Source organism: Pseudomonas sp. 3JA, from assembly GCF_036961705.1.
GTDB classification, from domain to species: Bacteria; Pseudomonadota; Gammaproteobacteria; order Pseudomonadales; family Pseudomonadaceae; genus Aquipseudomonas; species Aquipseudomonas fluorescens_Q.
This window is the reverse complement of sequence record NZ_JBAMDJ010000005.1, coordinates 87,713-108,873: the sequence shown is the minus strand read 5'-3', so window position 1 is coordinate 108,873 and position 21,161 is coordinate 87,713. Positions and strand designations below refer to the sequence as shown.

Here is a 21,161-nt window from a genome sequence, read left to right as displayed (position 1 = left end):
TTAGAGCCCCGAAGGGCAATTGAACTTTACATCCCAGCCACTGACAGGAGGACTCAATCACCTGCATGGGAGTTTGCTCGGGACGGCGATTCATCATTCGTTTAGTATCGAGCAACCCGTTGCTATTGCGAGCAAGCTCTGCCCCACAGCGGCCTGCATTCCAATTTCAAGATAAGGACTCCCATGAACTGGCAACCCCACATCACCGTCGCCACCATCGTCGAAGACAACGGTCGCTTCCTCATGGTGGAAGAATCCAAGGGTGGACGCGCGGTGCTCAACCAGCCCGCCGGCCATCTGGACCCGGACGAAACACTGATCGAAGCCGCCGTGCGCGAAACCCTGGAAGAAACCGGCTGGGACGTCGAACCCACGAGCGTGGTGGGCATTTACCTGTACACCGCCCCCAGCAACGGCGTGACCTACCAGCGCGTCTGTTTCGCCGCCAAGGCCTTGAACCATCGCCCTGACTATCAACTGGATGACGGTATCCTCGGCGCCAAATGGCTGACCCGCGACGAACTGCTGGAGCAACGCGACCGCTGGCGCAGCGAGCTGATCATCCGCTGCATCGACGATTATCTGGCCGGCCACTGCCACAGTCTGACGCTGATCCGTCCTTCTCTTTAGCCTTGTGCGCCCGGGCCTGATAGAATCGCGTCCTTTTTCAAGACACTCATTGAACTCCTATGCGTGATCCAGCTCCTTCTGACACATCCAAGAAGCGCGTCATTGTCGGCATGTCCGGCGGCGTGGACTCTTCCGTTTCCGCCCTTCTGCTGATCGAGCAGGGTTATGAGGTGGAAGGCCTGTTCATGAAGAACTGGGAAGAAGACGACGGCACCGAATACTGCACCGCCATGGACGACCTGGCGGACGCCCAGGCGGTGTGCGACAAGATCGGCATCAAGCTGCACACCGCCAACTTCGCCGCCGAGTACTGGGACAACGTGTTCGAGCACTTCCTGGCCGAATACAAGGCCGGTCGCACGCCGAACCCGGACATCCTCTGCAACCGCGAAATCAAGTTCAAGGCGTTCCTCGACTACGCCATGATGCTCGGCGCCGACCTGATCGCCACCGGCCACTACGTGCGCCGCCGCGACATCGACGGTCGCACCGAATTGCTCAAGGGCCTGGACCCGAACAAGGACCAGAGTTACTTCCTGCATGCCGTCGGCGGCGAGCAGATCGCCAAGACGCTGTTCCCGGTAGGCGAACTGGAAAAGCCCGAAGTGCGCGCGATCGCCGAAAAACACCAGCTCGCTACCGCCAAGAAAAAAGACTCCACCGGGATCTGCTTTATCGGCGAGCGCCGTTTCAGCGACTTCCTCAAGCAATACCTGCCGGCCCAACCGGGCGAGATCAAGACGACCGAAGGCGAAGTCATCGGCCGCCACCATGGCCTGATGTACCACACCATCGGCCAGCGCCAGGGCCTGGGCATCGGCGGCCTGAAAGACGCCGGGGAAGAGCCGTGGTACGTGCTGGTCAAGGACCTGGAGCACAATGAGCTGATCGTCGGCCAAGGCAACGACCATCCCTGGTTGTTCTCCCGCGCCCTGCTCGCCTCCGACATCTATTGGGTCAACCCGATCGACCTCAGCGAACCACGCCGCCTGACGGCCAAGGTTCGCTACCGCCAGAGCGACCAGCCCTGCACCCTGGAAAAAACCGCCACGGGCTACCGAGCCACCTTCGATGACCCGCAGCGGGCGGTCACGCCTGGCCAGTCCGTGGTGTTCTATGACGGCGAAATCTGCCTGGGCGGTGGCGTGATCGAAGTCGCAGAACCCTGGAGCAGCAAGGCATGAGCCCCCTCCAGGAACAACTGACAGCATTGGGCGGTGTGTTTCTCGCCGCCGTGCTGGTGGACAGGATCGCCAAGACCGGCCAAGCCACCGAAGCGGGCGTAGCCTGCATGCTCGGCAGCCTGCTGGTTCGCGACCCCAAGGACACCCTGGAAGTCTACGGCGGCGACGACTTGAACCTGCGCGAAGGCTATCGTGCACTGATCGGCGCCCTGGAGCGCGATCCCAGCGCCCTGCAACGCGAACCGCTGCGTTATGCGCTGTCGATGTTGGGCCTTGAGCGCCAGCTGGCCAAGCGCGACGACCTGCTGGAGACCATCGGCAAACGCTTGCCGCAGATCCAGTCCCAGGTCGAGCACTTCGGCCCGTCCCACGAAAACGTCGTCGCGGCCTGCGGCGCGCTGTACCAGGACACCCTGAGTACCCTGCGCCAACGCATCCAGGTGCATGGCGACATGCGCAACCTGCAGCAACCGAGCAATGCCTCGAAAATCCGCGCCCTGTTGCTGGCCGGTATCCGCTCGGCACGGTTGTGGCGGCAGTTGGGCGGCCATCGCTGGCAACTGGTGGTCAGCCGGCGCAAATTGCTTAAAGAGCTTTACCCGTTGATGCGCAACGAATAAGTCGCCTCAGCCCGTTTTTTTGTGGCGAGGGAGCTTGCTCCCGCTGGGGCGCGAAGCGGCCCTGAATCCGGGCAACCCGGACTCAAGAGGGGCTGCTACGCAGCCCAGCGGGAGCAAGCTCCCTCGCCACAAGTAATAAATAGTGTCTCGTTACGCGTAATACGCCGGTCAGTTGGCGACGGACCGGCGCAAGATTTCATGTATGATACGCGCCCCATTTCGTTGCCCGACTGTCCGAGAACACCCCATGCAGCTCTCTTCGCTCACTGCGGTTTCCCCTGTTGACGGCCGCTACGCCGGCAAAACCCAGGCCCTGCGCCCGATTTTCAGCGAGTACGGCCTGATCCGTGCCCGCGTCCTGGTTGAAGTGCGCTGGCTCCAGCGCCTGGCCGCCCACCCTGCCATCGGCGAAGTCCCGGCGTTCTCCGCCGAAGCCAATGCCGTGCTGAACACCCTGGCCGACAATTTTGCGCTGGAGCACGCCGAGCGCGTCAAAGAGATCGAGCGCACCACCAACCACGACGTCAAGGCCATCGAATACCTGCTCAAGGAGCAGGCAGCCAAGCTGCCGGAACTGGCCAATGTCAGCGAGTTCATTCACTTTGCCTGCACCAGCGAGGACATCAATAACCTGTCCCACGCCCTGATGCTGCGTGAAGGCCGTGATGATGTACTGCTGCCGCTGATGCGCCAGATCGCCCAGGCCATCCGTGAGCTGGCGATTCGCTTCGCCGACGTGCCGATGCTGTCGCGCACCCACGGTCAACCGGCTTCGCCGACCACCCTGGGCAAGGAACTGGCGAACGTGGTCTACCGCCTGGAGCGCCAGATCGCCCAGGTGGCCGCCGTGCCGTTGCTGGGCAAGATCAACGGCGCCGTGGGCAACTACAACGCCCACCTGTCGGCCTACCCGGACATCGACTGGGAAGCCAACGCCCGCGCCTTCATCGAAGACGAACTGGGCCTGAGCTTCAACCCCTACACCACCCAGATCGAACCGCATGACTACATCGCCGAGCTGTTCGATGCGATCGCGCGCTTCAACACCATCCTGATCGACTTCGACCGCGACATCTGGGGCTACATTTCCCTGGGTTACTTCAAACAGCGCACCATCGCCGGCGAAATCGGTTCCTCGACCATGCCGCACAAGGTCAACCCGATCGACTTCGAAAACTCCGAAGGCAACCTGGGCATCGCCAACGCACTGTTCCAGCACCTGGCGAGCAAACTGCCGATCTCCCGCTGGCAGCGCGACCTGACCGACTCCACCGTGCTGCGCAACCTGGGCGTGGGTTTTGCCCATAGCGTCATTGCCTATGAAGCCAGCCTCAAGGGCATCAGCAAGCTGGAACTGAACGAGCAGAAGATCGCCGCCGACCTGGACGCCTGCTGGGAAGTCCTGGCCGAGCCGATCCAGACCGTGATGCGTCGCTACAACATCGAAAACCCGTATGAAAAGCTGAAAGAGCTGACCCGTGGCAAGGGCATCAGCCCTGAAGCGCTGCAGACTTTCATCGATGGCCTGGACATGCCTGCCGCGGCCCGCGCCGAGCTGAAAAAGCTCACGCCGGCCAGTTACATCGGCAACGCAGCGGCACAAGCCAAGCGCATCTGATCCACGGCTTTACCTTTGAGACGCCCGGCCGCGCCGGGCGTTTTTATTCGCGTCTGAAAAGTATATTTTTTCAATAGGTTACACATGAATCCTGATATTCCTCTGCAACTCCTGGGCGGCATCACGGCACGGGAGTTCCTGCGCGACTACTGGCAGAAAAAACCCCTGCTGATCCGTCAGGCAATTCCTGACTTCCAAAGCCCGATCGATGCCGATGAACTGGCCGGCCTGGCCCTGGAAGAAGAAGTCGAATCGCGCCTGGTGATCGAACACGGCGAGCGCCCTTGGGAATTGCGTCGCGGCCCGTTCGCCGAAGACGAATTCAGCAAGCTGCCAGAGCGCGAGTGGACCCTGCTGGTACAGGCGGTCGATCAGTTCGTACCGGAAGTCAGCGAGCTGCTGGAGAACTTCCGCTTCCTGCCGAGCTGGCGCATCGACGATGTGATGATCAGCTTCGCCGCACCGGGTGGCAGCGTGGGTCCGCATTTCGATAACTATGACGTGTTCCTGCTGCAGGGCCATGGCCAGCGCAACTGGAAGATCGGCCAGATGTGCGACTCCGAAAGCCCGCTGCTGCAGCACGCCGACCTGCGCATCCTCGCTGAATTCGAAGCCACTGATGAGTGGACCCTGGAACCAGGCGACATGCTCTACCTGCCGCCGCGCCTGGCGCACTGTGGCGTGGCCGTGGACGACTGCATGACCTACTCGGTGGGTTTCCGCGCACCGAGCGCCGCCGAAGTGCTGACCCATTTCACCGACTTCCTCAGCCAGTTCCTGCCGGACGAAGAACGCTACACCGACGCCGATGCGCGCCCGGTGGCCGACCCGCATCAGATCCAGCAGGACGCCCTCGACCGCCTCAAGGGCTTGCTGGCCGAGCACATGAGCGACGAACGCCTGCTGCTGACCTGGTTCGGCCAGTTCATGACCGAGCCGCGTTACCCGGAACTGGTGGTGGGCCCGGAACTGGAAGAAGACGACCTGCTGGCCAGCCTGGAACAAGGCGCTGTGATCATTCGCAACCCGAGCGCGCGCCTGGCTTGGTCGGAAGTCGATGACGACCTGCTGCTGTTCGCCAGCGGCCAGAGCCGTTACCTGCCAGGCAAGCTGCGCGAGTTGCTGAAAATGATCTGCGCCGCCGACGCCCTGCACATCGAGAATCTCGGTCCGTGGTTGGCCGACGAAGACGGTCGCGGCCTGGTCTGCGAGCTGGTCAAGCAAGGCAGCCTGGGGTTCGCCGATGAATAAAATTCACGTTCGTGTCGCAGACTGGCAAAAGGATAACGCCGAGATCCGGCGCATTCGTGAGACCGTGTTCATTGCCGAGCAGTCTGTTCCACCTGAACTGGAATGGGATGCCGACGACCAGAGCGCGGTGCATTTTCTGGCGTTTGAAGGTGACTTTCCCATCGGCACCGCCCGCCTGTTGACCGATGGCCATATCGGCCGTGTCTCGGTCCTCAAGGACTGGCGCGGCCTGAAGGTGGGCGATGCGCTGATGCACGCCGTGATCGCCGAAGCCGAGAAGCGTGGGCTCCAGCAACAGATGCTCAGCGCCCAGGTGCACGCCACGCCGTTCTATGAGCGGCTGGGGTTTGCGGTGGTCAGCGAGGAGTTCCTGGAAGCCGGGATTCCCCATGTGGACATGGTGCGGCATTCGACTTGAACCCCCGCCTACCAGCAAGATGATGGCCTTTGTGGCGAGGGAGCTTGCTCCCGCTGGGCTGCGCAGCAGTCCTGTTTTTTAGGGCCGCTTCGCGACCCAGCGGGAGCAAGCTCCCTCGCCACACAAGGGCATCACACAACACCCAAAACGCCCCGTCATCCCCGATGCCGGGGCGTTTTGCCGTCTACCATTCAACTTGCCCCACCCCAGGCCGACAAACTGGCAATATCAAGCCTTTGTCTCGCGGAGAAATGGACATGCCTCTACGCACCTTCCTGGTTACCCTGCTGCTCGGTTGCAGCCTGTCGGTCATGGCCGACACGCAAATCGTGCCGCTGAACTACCGCACCAGCGCCGACCTGCTGCCGGTGGCACAGAACTTCATCGGCAAGGACGGCCAGGTCAGCGCCTACGGCAACCAGCTGATCGTCAACGCCGAGCCCGGCAAGATCGAAGAACTGCGGCAATTCCTCGCCCAATTGGACACCGCCCCCAAGCGCCTGCTGATCACGGTCGACACCAACGAAAACAACCTCCAGGGCGACCAGGGTTACTCGATCAACGGCGCCGCCCCCAGCCAGACCCGCATCATCAACCGCAGCACCGCCAGCCGCGAAGGCGGCGTGCAGCAGGTGCAGGCCAGTGAAGGCCAGCCGGCGCTGATCCAGGTAGGCCAGAGCGTGCCATTCACTAGCAACCAGACCGACAACTACGGCCGCATGCAGAGCCAGACTGAATACCGCAACGTCACCCAGGGTTTTTATGTCACGGCCAGCGTCACCGGCGAGACCGTTCATCTGAGCATCAGCACCAATCGTGACCGCATGAGCCAGGAGCGTCCCGATGTAGTGAACGTTCAGAGTACCGACACAACCGTCAGTGGCCGCCTGGGCGAATGGATCACCCTGGCCGGCGTCAATCGCCAGACTCAAGCCGACAAACAGGGCCTGACCCGCAGCTACTCGACCCAGGGCCGCGACGACATGATTTTGCGGGTCAAGGTCGATACCCTGAACTGAAGCACCAAAAACTGACTGATGAGTCGTATTAGACCAAAGATGTAGTGCCATAAAAAAAGCACTACAAAACGTTTGACGGGCAAAAAAACCGAAGGCATGATGGCCTCGCTCCCGCTAATCAGGGGCCCTGGCAAGGGCCTTCGGGTCGACGCTTGCAACTACCCTGCGAGCCGATTCGTGTCTGTACCGCCCACAAGGTGTGTTTGACGAGGTTGCGACTGGAACGAAGTTGTCCCGAGGGACGGAAGCGTAACTAGGTAACCCGGCATCACTCTGAGTTCGTATGGAGGCCCACGACGCCCGAATGCGCCCGCAGTTCGCCCCTACCTGCTCACTTTCCCCTCGAGCCCATCGTTCATCCCGTCGCCTCCCCGCCTGAACCGACTTGTAAGCCAACCCCTGGTCGGCAGGAGCAGGAATTTTCCACCAAGACCTATGCGACGAGGTTTATCTCCATGGCACTGACACGCGAACAGCAAATTGCAGCCCTTGAAAAAGACTGGGCTGAAAACCCGCGCTGGAAAGGCGTGAAGCGCAATTATTCCGCTGCTGACGTCGTCCGTCTGCGTGGCTCGGTTCAACCTGAGCACACCCTTGCGAAAATGGGCGCCGAGAAGCTCTGGAACCTGGTGACCCAGGGCGCCAAGCCAGCCTTCCGTCCCGAGAAAGATTTCGTCAACTGCATGGGCGCCCTGACCGGCGGCCAGGCTGTGCAGCAAGTCAAGGCCGGCATCCAGGCGATCTACCTGTCGGGCTGGCAAGTGGCCGCGGACAACAACTCCGCCGAGTCGATGTACCCCGACCAGTCGCTGTACCCGGTGGATTCGGTTCCAACCGTGGTCAAGCGCATCAACAACTCGTTCCGTCGCGCCGACCAGATCCAGTGGAAAGCCGGCAAGAACCCGGGCGACGAAGGCTACATCGACTACTTCGCGCCGATCGTGGCTGACGCTGAAGCCGGTTTCGGTGGCGTCCTGAACGCCTACGAGCTGATGAAGAGCATGATCGAGGCTGGCGCCGCCGGCGTTCACTTCGAAGACCAACTGGCCTCGGTGAAGAAATGCGGCCACATGGGCGGCAAGGTGCTGGTTCCAACCCAGGAAGCCGTGCAGAAGCTGACCGCTGCCCGCCTGGCTGCCGACGTTGCCGGGGTACCGACCATCATCCTGGCCCGTACCGACGCCAACGCCGCTGACCTGCTGACCTCCGACTGCGACCCGTACGACCAGCCGTTCGTAACCGGTACCCGCACCCAGGAAGGCTTCTACAAGGTGCGCGCCGGCCTCGACCAGGCCATCGCCCGTGGCCTGGCCTATGCGCCGTACGCCGACCTGATCTGGTGCGAAACCGCCAAGCCGGACCTGGACGAAGCCCGTCGCTTTGCCGAAGCGATCAAGAAGGAATACCCCGACCAGATCCTATCGTACAACTGCTCGCCTTCCTTCAACTGGAAGAAGAACCTGGACGACGCGACCATCGCCAAGTTCCAGCGCGAACTGTCCGCCATGGGCTACAAGCACCAGTTCATCACCCTGGCCGGCATCCACAACATGTGGCACAGCATGTTCAACCTGGCGCACGACTACGCCCGCAACGACATGACCGCCTACGTGAAGCTGCAAGAGCAAGAGTTCGCTGACGCCGCCAAGGGCTACACCTTCGTGGCTCACCAGCAGGAAGTGGGCACCGGCTACTTCGACGACATGACCACCGTGATCCAGGGCGGCACTTCGTCGGTGACCGCACTGACCGGCTCCACCGAAGAAGAACAGTTCCACTGATTCACACGCTTGCCTCGAGTGAGCGGCCCTTGCGGACCGGATAAAAACTAACCGCAAAGCCGACGATCTGAAGCCCCGACTGGTTCGGGGCTTTTTTTTTAACCGGTTTTTACACTTTGAAGTGACTGACCAGTTGCTGCAACTGGTTACCCAGGCGCGCCAGCTCGATGCTGGAGGCTGCGGTTTCTTCGCTAGCCGAGGCGGTCTGTTCGGATACATCGCGCACACTCAGGATACTGCGGCTGATTTCTTCGGCCACCGAGCTTTGTTGCACCGCAGCAGCGGCAATCTGCTGGTTCATGGCCTGGATGCCCGAAACCGCCTGGGTGATGTTGCCCAGGGAAATGCCGGCCTTGCCGGCCAATTCCACGCTGCTGTCGGTCAGTTCGCGGCTATTGCGCATGATACTCGACACCTGGCGCGTGCCGTTCTGCAAGCCCGCCACCAGGCTTTCGATCTCTTCGGTGGAATGCTGGGTACGCTGGGCCAGCCCACGCACTTCGTCGGCGACCACGGCAAAACCGCGCCCGGCGTCACCCGCGCGGGCGGCCTCGATGGCGGCGTTAAGGGCCAGCAAGTTGGTCTGCTCCGCCACCGCCCTGATCACGTCCATGATCTTGCCGATGCGCGCGCTTTCTTGTTCCAGCTCATCCATGGCGTCGACGGAACGCCCGACTTCGCTGGCCAAGCGCTCGATCTGAACGATGGCTTGCGCAACCACCTGGTCGCCGATACGGGCCTGTGCATCGGCCTCTGACGCGACCGTGCAAGCCTGTTCGGCATTACGCGCGACTTCGTGCACGGTGGCCGACATTTCCTGCATGGCGGTAGCCACCTGGTCGGTCTCGGTCTTCTGGCTATTGACCCCGGCACTGGTCTGCTCGGTGACGGCCGATAACTCTTCGGCGGCGCTGGCGATTTGGGTGACGCCATCGCGGATGCCACCGATCAAGTCGCGCAACGTGGTGCCCATGCGCTGGATACCCTGCTGCAAAACACCCAGTTCATCACCCCGGGTCACGACCGTACCTTGCGTGAGGTCGCCTGCCGCAATGCGATCGACCACCGCCAATGTGTCCTGCAACGGCCGGGTAATCTGGCGAGTGATGATCATGGCCGCAAGAATCCCCAACAGCATCGCCAAGGCAGTGCAGCTCAACTGCAGGATACGGGACTGGGCGCTTTCGTCACCCAGGGAGACCAACTGGCTGGCATACATTTCGTCAGTCAGACGGGTAATGGTTTCACCCAGATCGATGGTGTCCTGCACGGCCTTGCCAATGGCCTGATTGCTGGCCGTGAAGTTCTGCACCGAGCGACGGTAAGCAATCAGCGCGGTTTCCAGCTGCTTGATGGTGTCGGCATAGCTCGGGCCGAAAGCACCGTTAAGGGTTTCGATGCTCTTGAGCGCATTTTCGAGCTGGCGGGTGGCGGCCTGTTCGGTGGCGCTGTTGGGGTTGCCCGTGTAGCCACGCACTTCATAACGCACCAGCGCGACGTCCTCTTTGGCTTTGAGGATAATCCTGTACAACTCAAAACGGCGCTCGTCCGTGGCAGGCATTGCTTCCACGTCATCGATGACCTTGGCAATCAGCGCGGCGCCCTTGACCGCATTGACGCCCATCTCCTTGCGCATGGCTGCGTCAGTGCGATAAGCCTCGCGCATTGTATTCAGCGCCACTTGATACTCGGTGCTGGCCTGCTCGATCAGCGCAAGTTTTTTCAGGTTTTCGGGTTTTTTCAACTCATTTGCAAGGCTTTTTTGCTTGGCGACAAATTGTTCCAGCGACGCCTGGATCAATTCACCCTTTTGTTCATCGCCCTTGTCCACCTGGTATTGCAAGCGAGCCCTGCGCAGGTGATCAAGACGGTTGGCGAGCTCGGTGATGCTGGTCATTCGATCCGCACGCTGGATCATTTTGCCCAGACTGGTCCAGCCGGTCGCGGCGAGGATCGCGGTCAGAAACAGCACAACAGCAAAACCCAGAGCCAGCTTGAGCATAACGCTCATGTTCGCGATCCAAGAGTTCATGACAGTCCTTTGGTAATCCGCCGCGAACGATGAAAACTGACGCAGCTATCTATGAAGGGGCAATTGTCTAATCAACATTGATATAGATGATTAGATGAGTGAGCGGCAAAGATAGCCATTTGCCATCAACTCTTCAAGGCTCTAGGGCCGGCCTCATGCCGATTTTTGCAGGCAAAGCGGGTTCGCTTAACGCGCCAATGCCTGGGCGTAGGGTTCTTGGTTGGCTCGGCTGGGCGGCCTCGATCTGATGACGGAGGTTTTTTCACCCGTTTTCCTTGAAGCCACCTACGCTGTAAGAGCAAGCCTGCACTGTGGAAGCCAGGCTTGGCTGCGATGCACGATAAGGCTGTCTGCCTCGGGACCGCGTTGCCGACATTGCAAGCAAGCTTGGCTTCCACGGAGCAGTCCCTCATGCAGACCCAACCTTCGCCGGACACCGCCCCCACAAAAAACTCCGACGCAGCGCTAGGAAAATTGATCGAACGCAGTATTGGGCAGTCGGAAAAGGAGTAAAACGTCCGACGCTGACAATTGCAGTAGCGACGATGTAAGACAGCCTCTCGGACACGACACTAAGTGCACTGTAGAAAAGGCTAGCTAGATAATAATAATTATCATTTGGAAGTCGTTATCATTGTTACATTCCGCACGAAATATTATTGCTAAACAGCCGGCCAACGCCCACGGGGCCGGGGCCGCAGGGCTCTGGAGGTGCGCTATGTCCTTATTCCAATAAATAATTTCGCCATAGGAATTTTACTTGCCCGGTGTTTAGCCATAAAATCACCGCGATTGATTGCTGCGACATATCGTCACTGCGTTATTTCTATTCAAGCTCAGAGACCTTTGCTCTCTGTTAAGGATTTCCAGCATGCCCGAAGCGACAGGACTCATGGCCCACAACTGGGGCTTTGCCATTTTCCTTCTGGGTGTCGTCGGCCTGTGCGCCTTCATGCTCGGCGTGTCGAGCCTGCTCGGGTCAAAAGCCTGGGGCCGCAGCAAAAATGAACCGTTCGAGTCCGGCATGCTACCTACCGGTGGCGCCCGCTTGCGGCTCTCAGCCAAATTCTATCTGGTCGCGATGCTCTTCGTGATCTTCGATATCGAAGCCCTCTTTCTCTTTGCCTGGTCTGTGTCCGTCCGCGAAAGCGGCTGGACCGGATTCGTCGAAGCTCTCGTTTTCATAGCAATTCTGTTGGCAGGTCTTGTCTACCTTTACCGAGTGGGGGCGCTTGATTGGGCTCCGGAAGCTCGGCGCAAGCGGCAAGCGAAGCTGAAACAATGAGGCTTTGGCAATGCAATACAATCTCACCAGGATCGACCCCGATGCTCCTAACGAGCAGTATCCGATTGGCGAACGGGAAACCGTCGCCGATCCGTTAGAAGATCAAGTCCACAAAAACATCTTCATGGGCAAGCTCGAAGACGTGCTGAACAGCACGGTCAACTGGGGTCGCAAGAACTCCCTGTGGCCGTACAACTTCGGTCTTTCGTGCTGCTACGTGGAAATGACCACCGCCTTCACGGCACCCCACGACATCGCGCGTTTTGGCGCCGAAGTGATCCGGGCATCGCCACGCCAGGCGGATTTCATGGTTATCGCCGGTACCTGCTTCATCAAGATGGCGCCGATCATCCAGCGTCTCTACGAGCAAATGCTCGAGCCGAAGTGGGTTATCTCCATGGGTTCGTGCGCCAACTCCGGTGGCATGTACGACATCTATTCCGTCGTTCAAGGGGTGGACAAGTTCCTGCCCGTGGACGTCTACGTGCCCGGCTGCCCGCCTCGCCCTGAAGCTTTCCTGCAAGGCCTGATGCTGTTGCAGGAGTCGATTGGCCAGGAGCGTCGCCCGCTGTCCTGGGTCGTTGGCGATCAAGGCGTCTATCGCGCCGACATGCCATCGCAAAAGGAACAGCGCCGCGAACAGCGTATCGCAGTCACCAACTTGCGCAGCCCCGACGAAGTCTGATCCAGCTCTGTTCCCTACAAGAAACGAGAACCTGGCTTCATTCTTTACGTTGACCGAAAGCGATAAATAACCATGACTACAGGCAGTGCTCTGTACATCCCGCCTTACAAGGCAGACGACCAGGATGTGGTCGTCGAACTGAACAACCGTTTTGGCCCCGAGGCGTTCACCGCCCAGCCGACCCGCACCGGCATGCCGGTACTTTGGGTTGCCCGCGCCAAACTCGTCGAAGTCCTGACTTTCCTGCGCAACCTGCCCAAGCCGTACGTCATGCTCTATGACCTGCACGGCGTGGACGAGCGTCTGCGCACCAAGCGTCAAGGGCTGCCCGACGGCGTCGACTTCACTGTGTTCTATCACTTGCTGTCGATCGAGCGTAATAGTGACGTAATGATCAAGGTTGCCTTGTCCGAGAGCGACCTCAGCGTGCCGACCGTGACCGGTATCTGGCCGAACGCCAACTGGTACGAGCGTGAAGTGTGGGACATGTTCGGGATCGACTTCCCCGGCCACCCGCACCTGTCGCGCATCATGATGCCACCGACCTGGGAAGGTCACCCGCTGCGCAAGGACTTCCCGGCCCGTGCCACCGAGTTCGACCCGTTCAGCCTGTCCCTGGCCAAGCAACAGCTCGAGGAAGAAGCCGCGCGCTTCAAGCCTGAAGACTGGGGCATGAAGCGTTCGGGTGCCAACGAGGACTACATGTTCCTCAACCTCGGACCGAACCACCCTTCGGCCCACGGTGCGTTCCGCATCATCCTGCAGCTGGACGGCGAAGAGATCGTCGACTGCGTCCCTGACATCGGCTACCACCACCGTGGCGCCGAGAAAATGGCCGAGCGCCAGTCCTGGCACAGCTTCATCCCGTACACCGACCGCATCGACTACCTCGGCGGCGTGATGAACAACCTGCCGTACGTGCTGTCGGTCGAAAAACTGGCCGGGATCAAGGTACCGGAAAAGGTCGACGTCATCCGCATCATGATGGCCGAGTTCTTCCGTATCACCAGCCACCTGCTGTTCCTGGGGACCTATATCCAGGACGTGGGGGCGATGACCCCAGTGTTCTTCACCTTCACCGACCGCCAGAAGGCCTACACGGTGATCGAAGCCATCACCGGTTTCCGCCTGCACCCGGCCTGGTACCGCATCGGTGGCGTTGCCCACGACCTGCCACGGGGCTGGGAAAAGCTGGTCAAGGACTTCGTCGAGTGGATGCCCAAGCGCCTGGACGAATACACCAAGGCCGCCCTGCAGAACAGCATCCTCAAGGGTCGTACCATCGGGGTCGCTGCCTACAACACCAAAGAGGCCCTGGAATGGGGCGTCACTGGTGCCGGCCTGCGCTCCACCGGTTGCGACTTCGACCTGCGCAAGGCGCGCCCTTACTCCGGCTACGAAAACTTCGAATTCGAAGTACCGCTGGCGGCCAATGGCGATGCCTACGACCGCTGCATGGTTCGCGTCGAGGAAATGCGCCAGAGCATCAAGATCATCGACCAATGCCTGCGCAACATGCCGGAAGGCCCGTACAAGGCGGATCACCCGCTGACCACGCCGCCGCCAAAAGAGCGCACGCTGCAACACATCGAGACCCTGATCACGCACTTCCTGCAGGTTTCGTGGGGCCCGGTCATGCCGGCCAACGAGTCCTTCCAGATGATCGAAGCGACCAAGGGCATCAACAGTTATTACCTGACGAGCGACGGCGGCACCATGAGCTACCGCACCCGGATTCGCACCCCAAGCTACCCGCACCTGCAGCAGATCCCTTCCGTGATCAAAGGCAGCATGGTCGCGGACTTGATCGCGTACCTGGGTAGTATCGATTTCGTTATGGCCGACGTGGACCGCTAAGCATGAACAGCACGCTTATCCAGACAGACCGTTTCGCCCTGAGCGAAACCGAGCGCTCGGCCATCGAGCACGAGCTGCATCACTACGAAGACCCGCGCGCGGCGTCGATCGAAGCCCTGAAGATCGTCCAGAAGGAACGTGGCTGGGTGCCCGATGGCGCGCTCTACGCTATCGGCGAGATCCTCGGTATCCCGGCCAGCGACGTCGAAGGCGTCGCCACCTTCTACAGCCAGATTTTCCGCCAGCCAGTCGGTCGTCACATCATTCGCGTCTGCGACAGCATGGTCTGCTACATCGGCGGCCACGAATCGGTGGTCAGCGAGCTCCAGAGCAAGCTGGGCATTGGCCTCGGCCAGACCACCGCCGACGGTCGCTTCACCCTGCTGCCAGTGTGCTGCCTGGGTAACTGCGACAAGGCCCCGGCGCTGATGATCGATGACGACACCTTCGGTGACGTCAAGCCAGATGGCGTCGCCAAACTGCTGGAGGGCTACGTATGACCCTGACTTCCTTCGGGCCCGCCAACCGCATCCAGCGTTCGGCCGAAACCCATCCCCTGACCTGGCGTCTGCGTGACGACGGCGAAGCGGTATGGCTGGACGAATACCAAGCCAAGAACGGCTACGCTGCCGCGCGCAAGGCGTTCGCCGACATGGCCGGCGACGACATCGTCCAGACCGTGAAGGATTCCGGCCTCAAGGGCCGTGGCGGTGCGGGCTTCCCCACCGGCGTGAAGTGGGGCCTGATGCCCAAGGACGAATCCATCAACATCCGCTACCTGCTGTGCAACGCGGATGAAATGGAGCCCAACACCTGGAAAGACCGCATGCTGATGGAGCAACTGCCCCATCTGCTGATCGAAGGCATGCTGATCAGCGCCCGCGCGCTGAAGACCTACCGCGGCTATATCTTCCTGCGTGGCGAATACACCACCGCCGCCAAGCACTTGAACCGTGCCGTGGAAGAAGCCAAGGCCGCCGGCCTGCTGGGCAAGAACATCCTGGGCTCAGGCTTTGATTTCGAGTTGTTCGTCCACACCGGCGCCGGGCGTTACATCTGCGGTGAAGAAACCGCGCTGATCAACTCCCTCGAAGGCCGCCGCGCCAACCCGCGCTCCAAGCCGCCCTTCCCTGCCGCCGTGGGCGTGTGGGGCAAGCCGACCTGCGTGAACAACGTCGAGACCCTGTGCAACGTACCGGCGATCATCGCCGACGGCGTGGACTGGTACAAATCCCTGGCCCGTGACGGCAGCGAAGACATGGGCACCAAGCTCATGGGCTTCTCCGGCAAGGTCAAGAACCCTGGCCTGTGGGAACTGCCGTTCGGCGTCACCGGCCGCGAACTGTTCGAAGACTACGCCGGCGGCATGCGCGACGGCTACAAGCTCAAGTGCTGGCAGCCTGGCGGCGCCGGTACCGGGTTCCTGTTGCCCGAACACCTGGACGCCCAAATGTACGCCGGCGGCATCGCCAAGGTCGGCACCCGCATGGGTACCGGCCTGGCGATGGCGGTGGACGACAGCGTCAACATGGTGTCGCTGCTGCGCAACATGGAAGAGTTCTTCTCCCGTGAATCCTGCGGTTTCTGCACCCCTTGCCGCGATGGCCTGCCTTGGAGCGTCAAGCTGCTGCGGGCCCTTGAAAACGGCGAAGGCCAGGCCGGCGACATCGAGACCCTGCTGGGTCTGGTGGGTTTCCTCGGCCCAGGCAAGACCTTCTGTGCTCACGCACCGGGTGCCGTGGAGCCGTTGGGCAGCGCGATCAAATACTTCCGTCCAGAGTTCGAAGCCGGCATCGCGCCCACCAGCGCCGTCGTCCCGCCTCTGGCAAAGCCGATCGTAGTCGGCGCGTAAACGCTTAAAAAGGCGAAGGGTCCGTACCCTTCGCCTTCTCGCGTGATGACGCCGTAAACGGCTGTGTTGATTCACGCGAATAACAAGATTCCATTAGCCACGCCCGCTGACACCGGGCCAACGAAGAACTTTGAACCATGGCCACTATCCACGTAGACGGCAAAGAGCTCGAAGTCGATGGCGCAGACAACCTGTTACAGGCATGTCTGTCCCTGGGCCTCGACATTCCTTATTTCTGCTGGCACCCCGCCCTTGGCAGCGTTGGCGCCTGTCGCCAGTGCGCGGTCAAGCAGTACACCGACGAGAACGACAAGCGTGGTCGGATCGTCATGTCCTGCATGACCCCCGCCACCGACGGCAGCTGGATCTCCATCGACGACGAAGAAGCGAAAGTGTTTCGCGCCAGCGTCGTCGAATGGCTGATGACCAACCACCCTCACGACTGCCCGGTCTGTGAGGAAGGCGGCCACTGCCATCTGCAAGACATGACCGTGATGACCGGCCACAACGAGCGCCGTTATCGCTTCACCAAGCGCACCCACCAGAACCAGGACCTCGGTCCGTTCATCTCCCACGAGATGAACCGCTGCATCGCCTGCTACCGTTGCGTGCGTTTCTACAAAGACTACGCCGGCGGCACCGACCTGGGCGTATTCGGCGCCCACGACAACGTGTATTTCGGTCGCGTTGAAGACGGCACCCTGGAAAGCGAATTTTCCGGCAACCTCACCGAGGTCTGCCCGACCGGTGTGTTCACCGACAAGACCCACTCCGAGCGTTACAACCGCAAGTGGGACATGCAGTTCTCGCCGAGCATCTGCCATGGCTGCTCCAGCGGTTGCAACATCTCTCCGGGCGAGCGCTACGGTGAACTGCGGCGCATCGAAAACCGCTTCAACGGTTCGGTTAACCAGTACTTCCTGTGTGACCGTGGCCGTTTCGGCTATGGCTACGTCAACCGCAAGGATCGCCCACGCCAACCGCAGCTGGCGGGCGGTGCCAAGCTGAGCCTGGACGAAGCGCTGGACAAGGCCGCCGAGCTGCTGCGCGGTCGCAACATCGTCGGCATCGGTTCGCCACGGGCCAGCCTGGAAAGCAACTACGCCCTGCGTGAACTGGTCGGTGCCGAGCACTTCTACAGCGGCATCGAAGCCGGTGAGCTGGAACGCATCCGCCTGGTGCTGCAAGTGCTCAAGGACAGCCCGCTGCCCGTGCCGACGATGCGCGACATCGAAGACCACGACGCGGTGTTCGTGCTTGGCGAAGACCTGACCCAGACCGCCGCCCGCATGGCCCTGGCCCTGCGCCAGTCGGTCAAGGGCAAGGCCGAAGACATGGCCGACGCCATGCGCGTCCAGCCATGGCTCGACGCCGCCGTGAAGAACATCGGCCAGCACGCGCTGAACCCGCTGTTCATCGCCAGCCTCGCTGAAACCAAGCTCGACGACGTCGCCGAAGAATGCGTCCACGCCGCCCCTGACGACCTGGCCCGTATCGGCTTTGCCGTGGCCCACGCCCTGGACGCCAGCGCCCCGGCCGTCGAAGGCCTGGACAGCGAAGCGGCCGCCCTGGCGCAGCGCATCGCCGACGCCCTGCTGGCCGCCAAGCGCCCACTGATCATCGCCGGCACCTCGTTGGGCTCCAAGGCGCTGATCGAAGCCGCCGCCAACATCGCCAAAGCCTTGAAGCTGCGCGAGAAGAACGGCTCGATCAGCCTGATCGTGCCAGAAGCCAACAGCCTCGGCCTGGCCATGCTCGGTGGCGAATCGGTGGACGCCGCCCTGCAAGCGGTGATCGACGGCAGCGCCGACGCCATCGTGGTGCTGGAAAACGACCTCTACACCCGCACCGACAAGGCCCGCGTAGACGCCGCCCTGAACGCCGCGAAAGTGCTGATCGTCGCCGACCATCAGAAAACCGCCACCATCGACCGCGCCCACCTGGTGCTGCCGGCGGCGAGCTTCGCCGAAGGCGACGGTACACTGGTCAGCCAGGAAGGTCGCGCCCAGCGCTTCTTCCAGGTGTTCGATCCAACTTATCTGGACGCCAGCATCCTGGTTCACGAAGGCTGGCGCTGGCTGCACGCCCTGCGCGCCACCCTGCTGGACCAGCCGATCGACTGGACACAACTGGACCACGTCACCGCCGCCGTCGCTTCGAGCAGCCCGCAACTGGCTCGCATCGTCGACGCCGCGCCATCGGCCGCGTTCCGCATCAAGGGCCTGAAGCTGGCGCGCGAACCGCTGCGCTACTCCGGTCGCACCGCCATGCGCGCCGACATCAGCGTTCACGAACCGCGCACCTCCCAGGACAACGACACCGCGTTCTCGTTCTCCATGGAAGGCTACTCGGGCTCGACCGAACCGCGTTCCCAGGTGCCGTTCGCCTGGTCGCCGGGCTGGAACTCGCCGCAAGCCTGGAACAAGTTCCAGGACGAAGTCGGCGGTCACCTGCGTGCCGGCGACCCGGGCACCCGTCTGATCGAAAGTCAGGGCGATGGCCTGAGCTGGTTCGCCAGCGTGCCGCGCGCCTTCAACCCGGCGCCGGGCACCTGGCAGGTCGTGCCGTTCCATCACCTGTTCGGCAGCGAAGAGAACTCTTCCAAGGCCGCTCCGGTGCAGGAACGCATCCCGGCCGCCTACGTGGCGCTGGCCAAGTCCGAAGCCGATCGCCTGGGCGTCAACGACGGGGCCCTGTTGAGCCTGAACGTGGCCGGCCAGACCCTGCGTCTGCCGCTGCGCATCAATGAAGAACTGGGCGCCGGCCTGGTGGCCCTGCCGGCCGGCCTGGCGGGCATTCCGCCAGCCGTATTCGGCAAAACCGTCGACGGTCTGCAGGAGGCAGCGCAATGAGCTGGTTCACCCCCGAAGTGATCGCCGTGATCCTGACGGTCCTCAAGGCCATCGTGATCCTGCTGGCCGTGGTGGTCTGCGGCGCCCTGCTGAGCTTCGTCGAGCGTCGCCTGCTGGGCTGGTGGCAGGACCGCTACGGTCCGAACCGTGTCGGCCCGTTCGGCATGTTCCAGATCGCCGCCGACATGATCAAGATGTTCTTCAAGGAAGACTGGACGCCGCCGTTCGCCGACAAGGTGATCTTCACCCTGGCACCGGTCGTGGCCATGAGCGCCTTGCTGATCGCCTTCGCGATCATCCCGATCACCCCGACCTGGGGCGTGGCGGACCTGAACATCGGCCTGCTGTTCTTCTTCGCCATGGCCGGCCTGTCGGTGTATGCGGTGCTGTTCGCCGGTTGGTCGAGCAACAACAAGTTCGCCCTGCTGGGCAGCCTGCGGGCCTCGGCCCAGACCGTGTCCTACGAAGTGTTCATGGGCCTGGCGCTCATGGGCATCGTGATCCAGGCCGGCTCGTTCAACATGCGCGACATCGTCGAGTACCAGGCCCAGAACCTGTGGTTCATCATTCCGCAGTTCTTCGGTTTCTGTACTTTCTTCATCGCTGGCGTGGCCGTGACTCACCGTCACCCCTTCGACCAGCCGGAAGCGGAGCAGGAACTCGCCGACGGTTACCACATTGAATATGCCGGCATGAAATGGGGCATGTTCTTCGTTGGTGAATACATCGGCATCATCCTGATCTCGGCGCTGCTGGTGACGCTGTTCTTCGGTGGCTGGCACGGCCCGTTCGGCATCCTGCCGCAACTGTCCTTCGTCTGGTTTGCGCTGAAGACCGCGTTCTTCATCATGCTGTTCGTCCTGCTGCGCGCCTCGATCCCGCGCCCACGCTACGACCAGGTGATGGACTTCAGCTGGAAATTCTGCCTGCCGCTGACCCTGATCAACATGCTGGTGACCGCTGCGATCGTTTTGATGAACGCGCCTGCGGCCGCGGTTCAGTGAGGATTTGACCCATGTTCAAATATATTGGCGACATCGTTAAGGGTACTGGTACCCAACTGCGAAGCCTGGTCATGATCTTCGGCCATGGCTTCCGCAAGCGCGACACCCTGCAATACCCGGAAGAGCCGGTCTACCTGGCCCCCCGCTATCGCGGCCGTATCGTCCTGACCCGCGACCCCGACGGCGAGGAACGCTGCGTGGCCTGCAACCTGTGCGCCGTGGCGTGCCCGGTAGGTTGCATCTCGCTACAGAAAGCTGAAACCGAAGACGGTCGCTGGTACCCGGACTTCTTCCGCATCAACTTCTCGCGCTGCATTTTCTGCGGCCTCTGCGAGGAAGCGTGCCCGACCACCGCGATCCAGCTCACGCCGGATTTCGAAATGGCCGAGTTCAAACGTCAGGACCTGGTGTACGAGAAAGAAGATCTGCTGATTTCCGGTCCCGGTAAAAACCCTGATTACAACTTCTATCGTGTTGCAGGTATGGCCATTGCCGGTAAGCCAAAAGGCGCCGCGCAGAATGAAGCCGAACCGATCAACGTGAAGAGCTTGCTGCCTTAAGGAAGAAAGATGGAATTCGCTTTCTATTTCGCATCGGGTATCGCGGTGGTGTCCACGCTTCGTGTGGTCACCAACACCAATCCCATCCATGCCCTGCTCTACCTGATCATTTCGCTGATCGCCGTGGCCATGACCTTCTTCGCCCTCGGTGCACCGTTCGCCGGCGCGCTGGAAGTGATCGCCTACGCCGGCGCCATCATGGTGCTGTTCGTGTTCGTGGTGATGATGCTCAACCTTGGCCCGGCCGCGGTCCAGCAGGAACGCTCCTGGCTCAAGCCCGGTATCTGGGCGGGGCCGGTGATCCTGTCCGCCCTGCTGCTGGGTGAACTGCTGTATGTGCTGTTCGCTCACCAGAGCGGCCAGGCCATCGGCCACACCACCGTAGGTGCCAAGGCCGTGGGCATCAGCCTGTTCGGTCCGTACCTGCTGGTGGTCGAACTCGCCTCGATGCTGCTGCTTGCCGCAGCCGTCACGGCGTTCCATTTGGGCCGTAACGAGGCGAAGGAGTAATCA

Annotated in this window: 18 protein-coding genes and 1 pseudogene; 17 read left to right on the top strand and 2 right to left on the bottom strand. The window is 61.3% G+C overall.

What is annotated here, in order from left to right:
- Positions 1–183: 183 nt before the first annotated feature.
- The 8 genes from V7773_RS05590 to aceA all read left to right on the top strand — a co-directional run bounded on the left by V7773_RS05590 (position 184) and on the right by aceA (position 8,521).
- Positions 184–630 carry an NUDIX hydrolase gene (locus V7773_RS05590; protein ID WP_336072607.1) on the top strand — a complete coding sequence of 149 codons (447 nt, stop codon included), beginning with the start codon at positions 184–186 and terminating at the stop codon, positions 628–630.
- Between the two features lie 59 nt (positions 631–689).
- Positions 690–1,814, top strand: a complete 1,125-nt coding sequence (mnmA, locus tag V7773_RS05585; RefSeq protein ID WP_057450008.1) for a tRNA 2-thiouridine(34) synthase MnmA — start codon at positions 690–692, stop codon at positions 1,812–1,814.
- Entirely contained in the window at positions 1,811–2,434 is a 624-nt protein-coding gene (gene hflD / locus V7773_RS05580; RefSeq protein ID WP_092462152.1) for a high frequency lysogenization protein HflD, read from the top strand. Before mnmA ends, hflD begins: the two co-directional genes overlap by 4 nt.
- A 247-nt stretch (positions 2,435–2,681) precedes the next feature.
- Positions 2,682–4,052, top strand: coding sequence for an adenylosuccinate lyase (purB, locus tag V7773_RS05575; RefSeq protein ID WP_336072606.1), 1,371 nt, complete (start codon positions 2,682–2,684; stop codon positions 4,050–4,052).
- 84 nt (positions 4,053–4,136) lie between these two features.
- Positions 4,137–5,303, top strand: a complete 1,167-nt coding sequence (locus V7773_RS05570) for a ribosomal protein uL16 3-hydroxylase (RefSeq protein WP_003203358.1) — start codon at positions 4,137–4,139, stop codon at positions 5,301–5,303.
- Positions 5,296–5,721, top strand: a complete 426-nt coding sequence (locus tag V7773_RS05565; RefSeq protein ID WP_336072605.1) for a GNAT family N-acetyltransferase — start codon at positions 5,296–5,298, stop codon at positions 5,719–5,721. The genes V7773_RS05570 and V7773_RS05565 overlap by 8 nt, the downstream gene beginning before the upstream one ends.
- Before the next feature lie 257 nt (positions 5,722–5,978).
- Positions 5,979–6,740, top strand: a complete 762-nt coding sequence (locus tag V7773_RS05560) for a secretin N-terminal domain-containing protein (RefSeq protein WP_092346152.1) — start codon at positions 5,979–5,981, stop codon at positions 6,738–6,740.
- A 455-nt stretch (positions 6,741–7,195) separates the two neighbouring features.
- Positions 7,196–8,521, top strand: a complete 1,326-nt coding sequence (aceA, locus tag V7773_RS05555; protein WP_063320477.1) for an isocitrate lyase — start codon at positions 7,196–7,198, stop codon at positions 8,519–8,521.
- A 109-nt stretch (positions 8,522–8,630) separates the two neighbouring features.
- On the opposite strand, the gene V7773_RS30400 is transcribed toward aceA, so the two are convergent.
- Both V7773_RS30400 and V7773_RS30395 read right to left on the bottom strand, forming a co-directional pair.
- Positions 8,631–9,344, bottom strand: coding sequence for a methyl-accepting chemotaxis protein (locus V7773_RS30400; protein WP_371856947.1), 714 nt, complete (start codon positions 9,342–9,344; stop codon positions 8,631–8,633).
- Between the two features lie 141 nt (positions 9,345–9,485).
- Positions 9,486–10,523, bottom strand: a pseudogene (locus tag V7773_RS30395) (methyl-accepting chemotaxis protein); the annotation flags it as partial.
- Positions 10,524–11,424: 901 nt separating this feature from the next.
- Here V7773_RS30395 and V7773_RS05545 point away from each other — a divergent pair.
- The 9 genes from V7773_RS05545 to nuoJ all read left to right on the top strand — a co-directional run bounded on the left by V7773_RS05545 (position 11,425) and on the right by nuoJ (position 21,158).
- Positions 11,425–11,838: an NADH-quinone oxidoreductase subunit A gene (locus V7773_RS05545; RefSeq protein ID WP_030141323.1), complete on the top strand. Its 414-nt coding sequence runs from the start codon at positions 11,425–11,427 to the stop codon at positions 11,836–11,838.
- Between the two features lie 10 nt (positions 11,839–11,848).
- Positions 11,849–12,523, top strand: coding sequence for a NuoB/complex I 20 kDa subunit family protein (locus V7773_RS05540; RefSeq protein WP_013693708.1), 675 nt, complete (start codon positions 11,849–11,851; stop codon positions 12,521–12,523).
- 72 nt (positions 12,524–12,595) lie between these two features.
- Entirely contained in the window at positions 12,596–14,380 is a 1,785-nt protein-coding gene (gene nuoC, locus V7773_RS05535; RefSeq protein ID WP_063320475.1) for an NADH-quinone oxidoreductase subunit C/D, read from the top strand.
- A 2-nt stretch (positions 14,381–14,382) separates the two neighbouring features.
- Complete coding sequence (gene nuoE / locus V7773_RS05530) at positions 14,383–14,880, top strand: NADH-quinone oxidoreductase subunit NuoE (RefSeq protein ID WP_072339637.1); 498 nt, start codon at positions 14,383–14,385, stop codon at positions 14,878–14,880.
- A complete protein-coding gene (gene nuoF, locus V7773_RS05525; protein WP_336072603.1) occupies positions 14,877–16,232 on the top strand; it encodes an NADH-quinone oxidoreductase subunit NuoF in 1,356 nt (451 codons plus the stop codon). The genes nuoE and nuoF overlap by 4 nt, the downstream gene beginning before the upstream one ends.
- 137 nt (positions 16,233–16,369) lie before the next feature.
- Positions 16,370–19,084, top strand: a complete 2,715-nt coding sequence (gene nuoG, locus V7773_RS05520) for an NADH-quinone oxidoreductase subunit NuoG (RefSeq protein WP_336072602.1) — start codon at positions 16,370–16,372, stop codon at positions 19,082–19,084.
- Complete coding sequence (gene nuoH, locus V7773_RS05515) at positions 19,081–20,088, top strand: NADH-quinone oxidoreductase subunit NuoH (RefSeq protein WP_025212983.1); 1,008 nt, start codon at positions 19,081–19,083, stop codon at positions 20,086–20,088. The genes nuoG and nuoH overlap by 4 nt, the downstream gene beginning before the upstream one ends.
- Positions 20,089–20,099: 11 nt before the next feature.
- Positions 20,100–20,648 (top strand): NADH-quinone oxidoreductase subunit NuoI, encoded by a 549-nt coding sequence (gene nuoI / locus V7773_RS05510; protein ID WP_003180051.1) that lies wholly within the window; start codon positions 20,100–20,102, stop codon positions 20,646–20,648.
- 9 nt (positions 20,649–20,657) lie between these two features.
- Positions 20,658–21,158 (top strand): NADH-quinone oxidoreductase subunit J, encoded by a 501-nt coding sequence (gene nuoJ / locus V7773_RS05505; protein WP_063320471.1) that lies wholly within the window; start codon positions 20,658–20,660, stop codon positions 21,156–21,158.
- Positions 21,159–21,161: the final 3 nt, after the last annotated feature.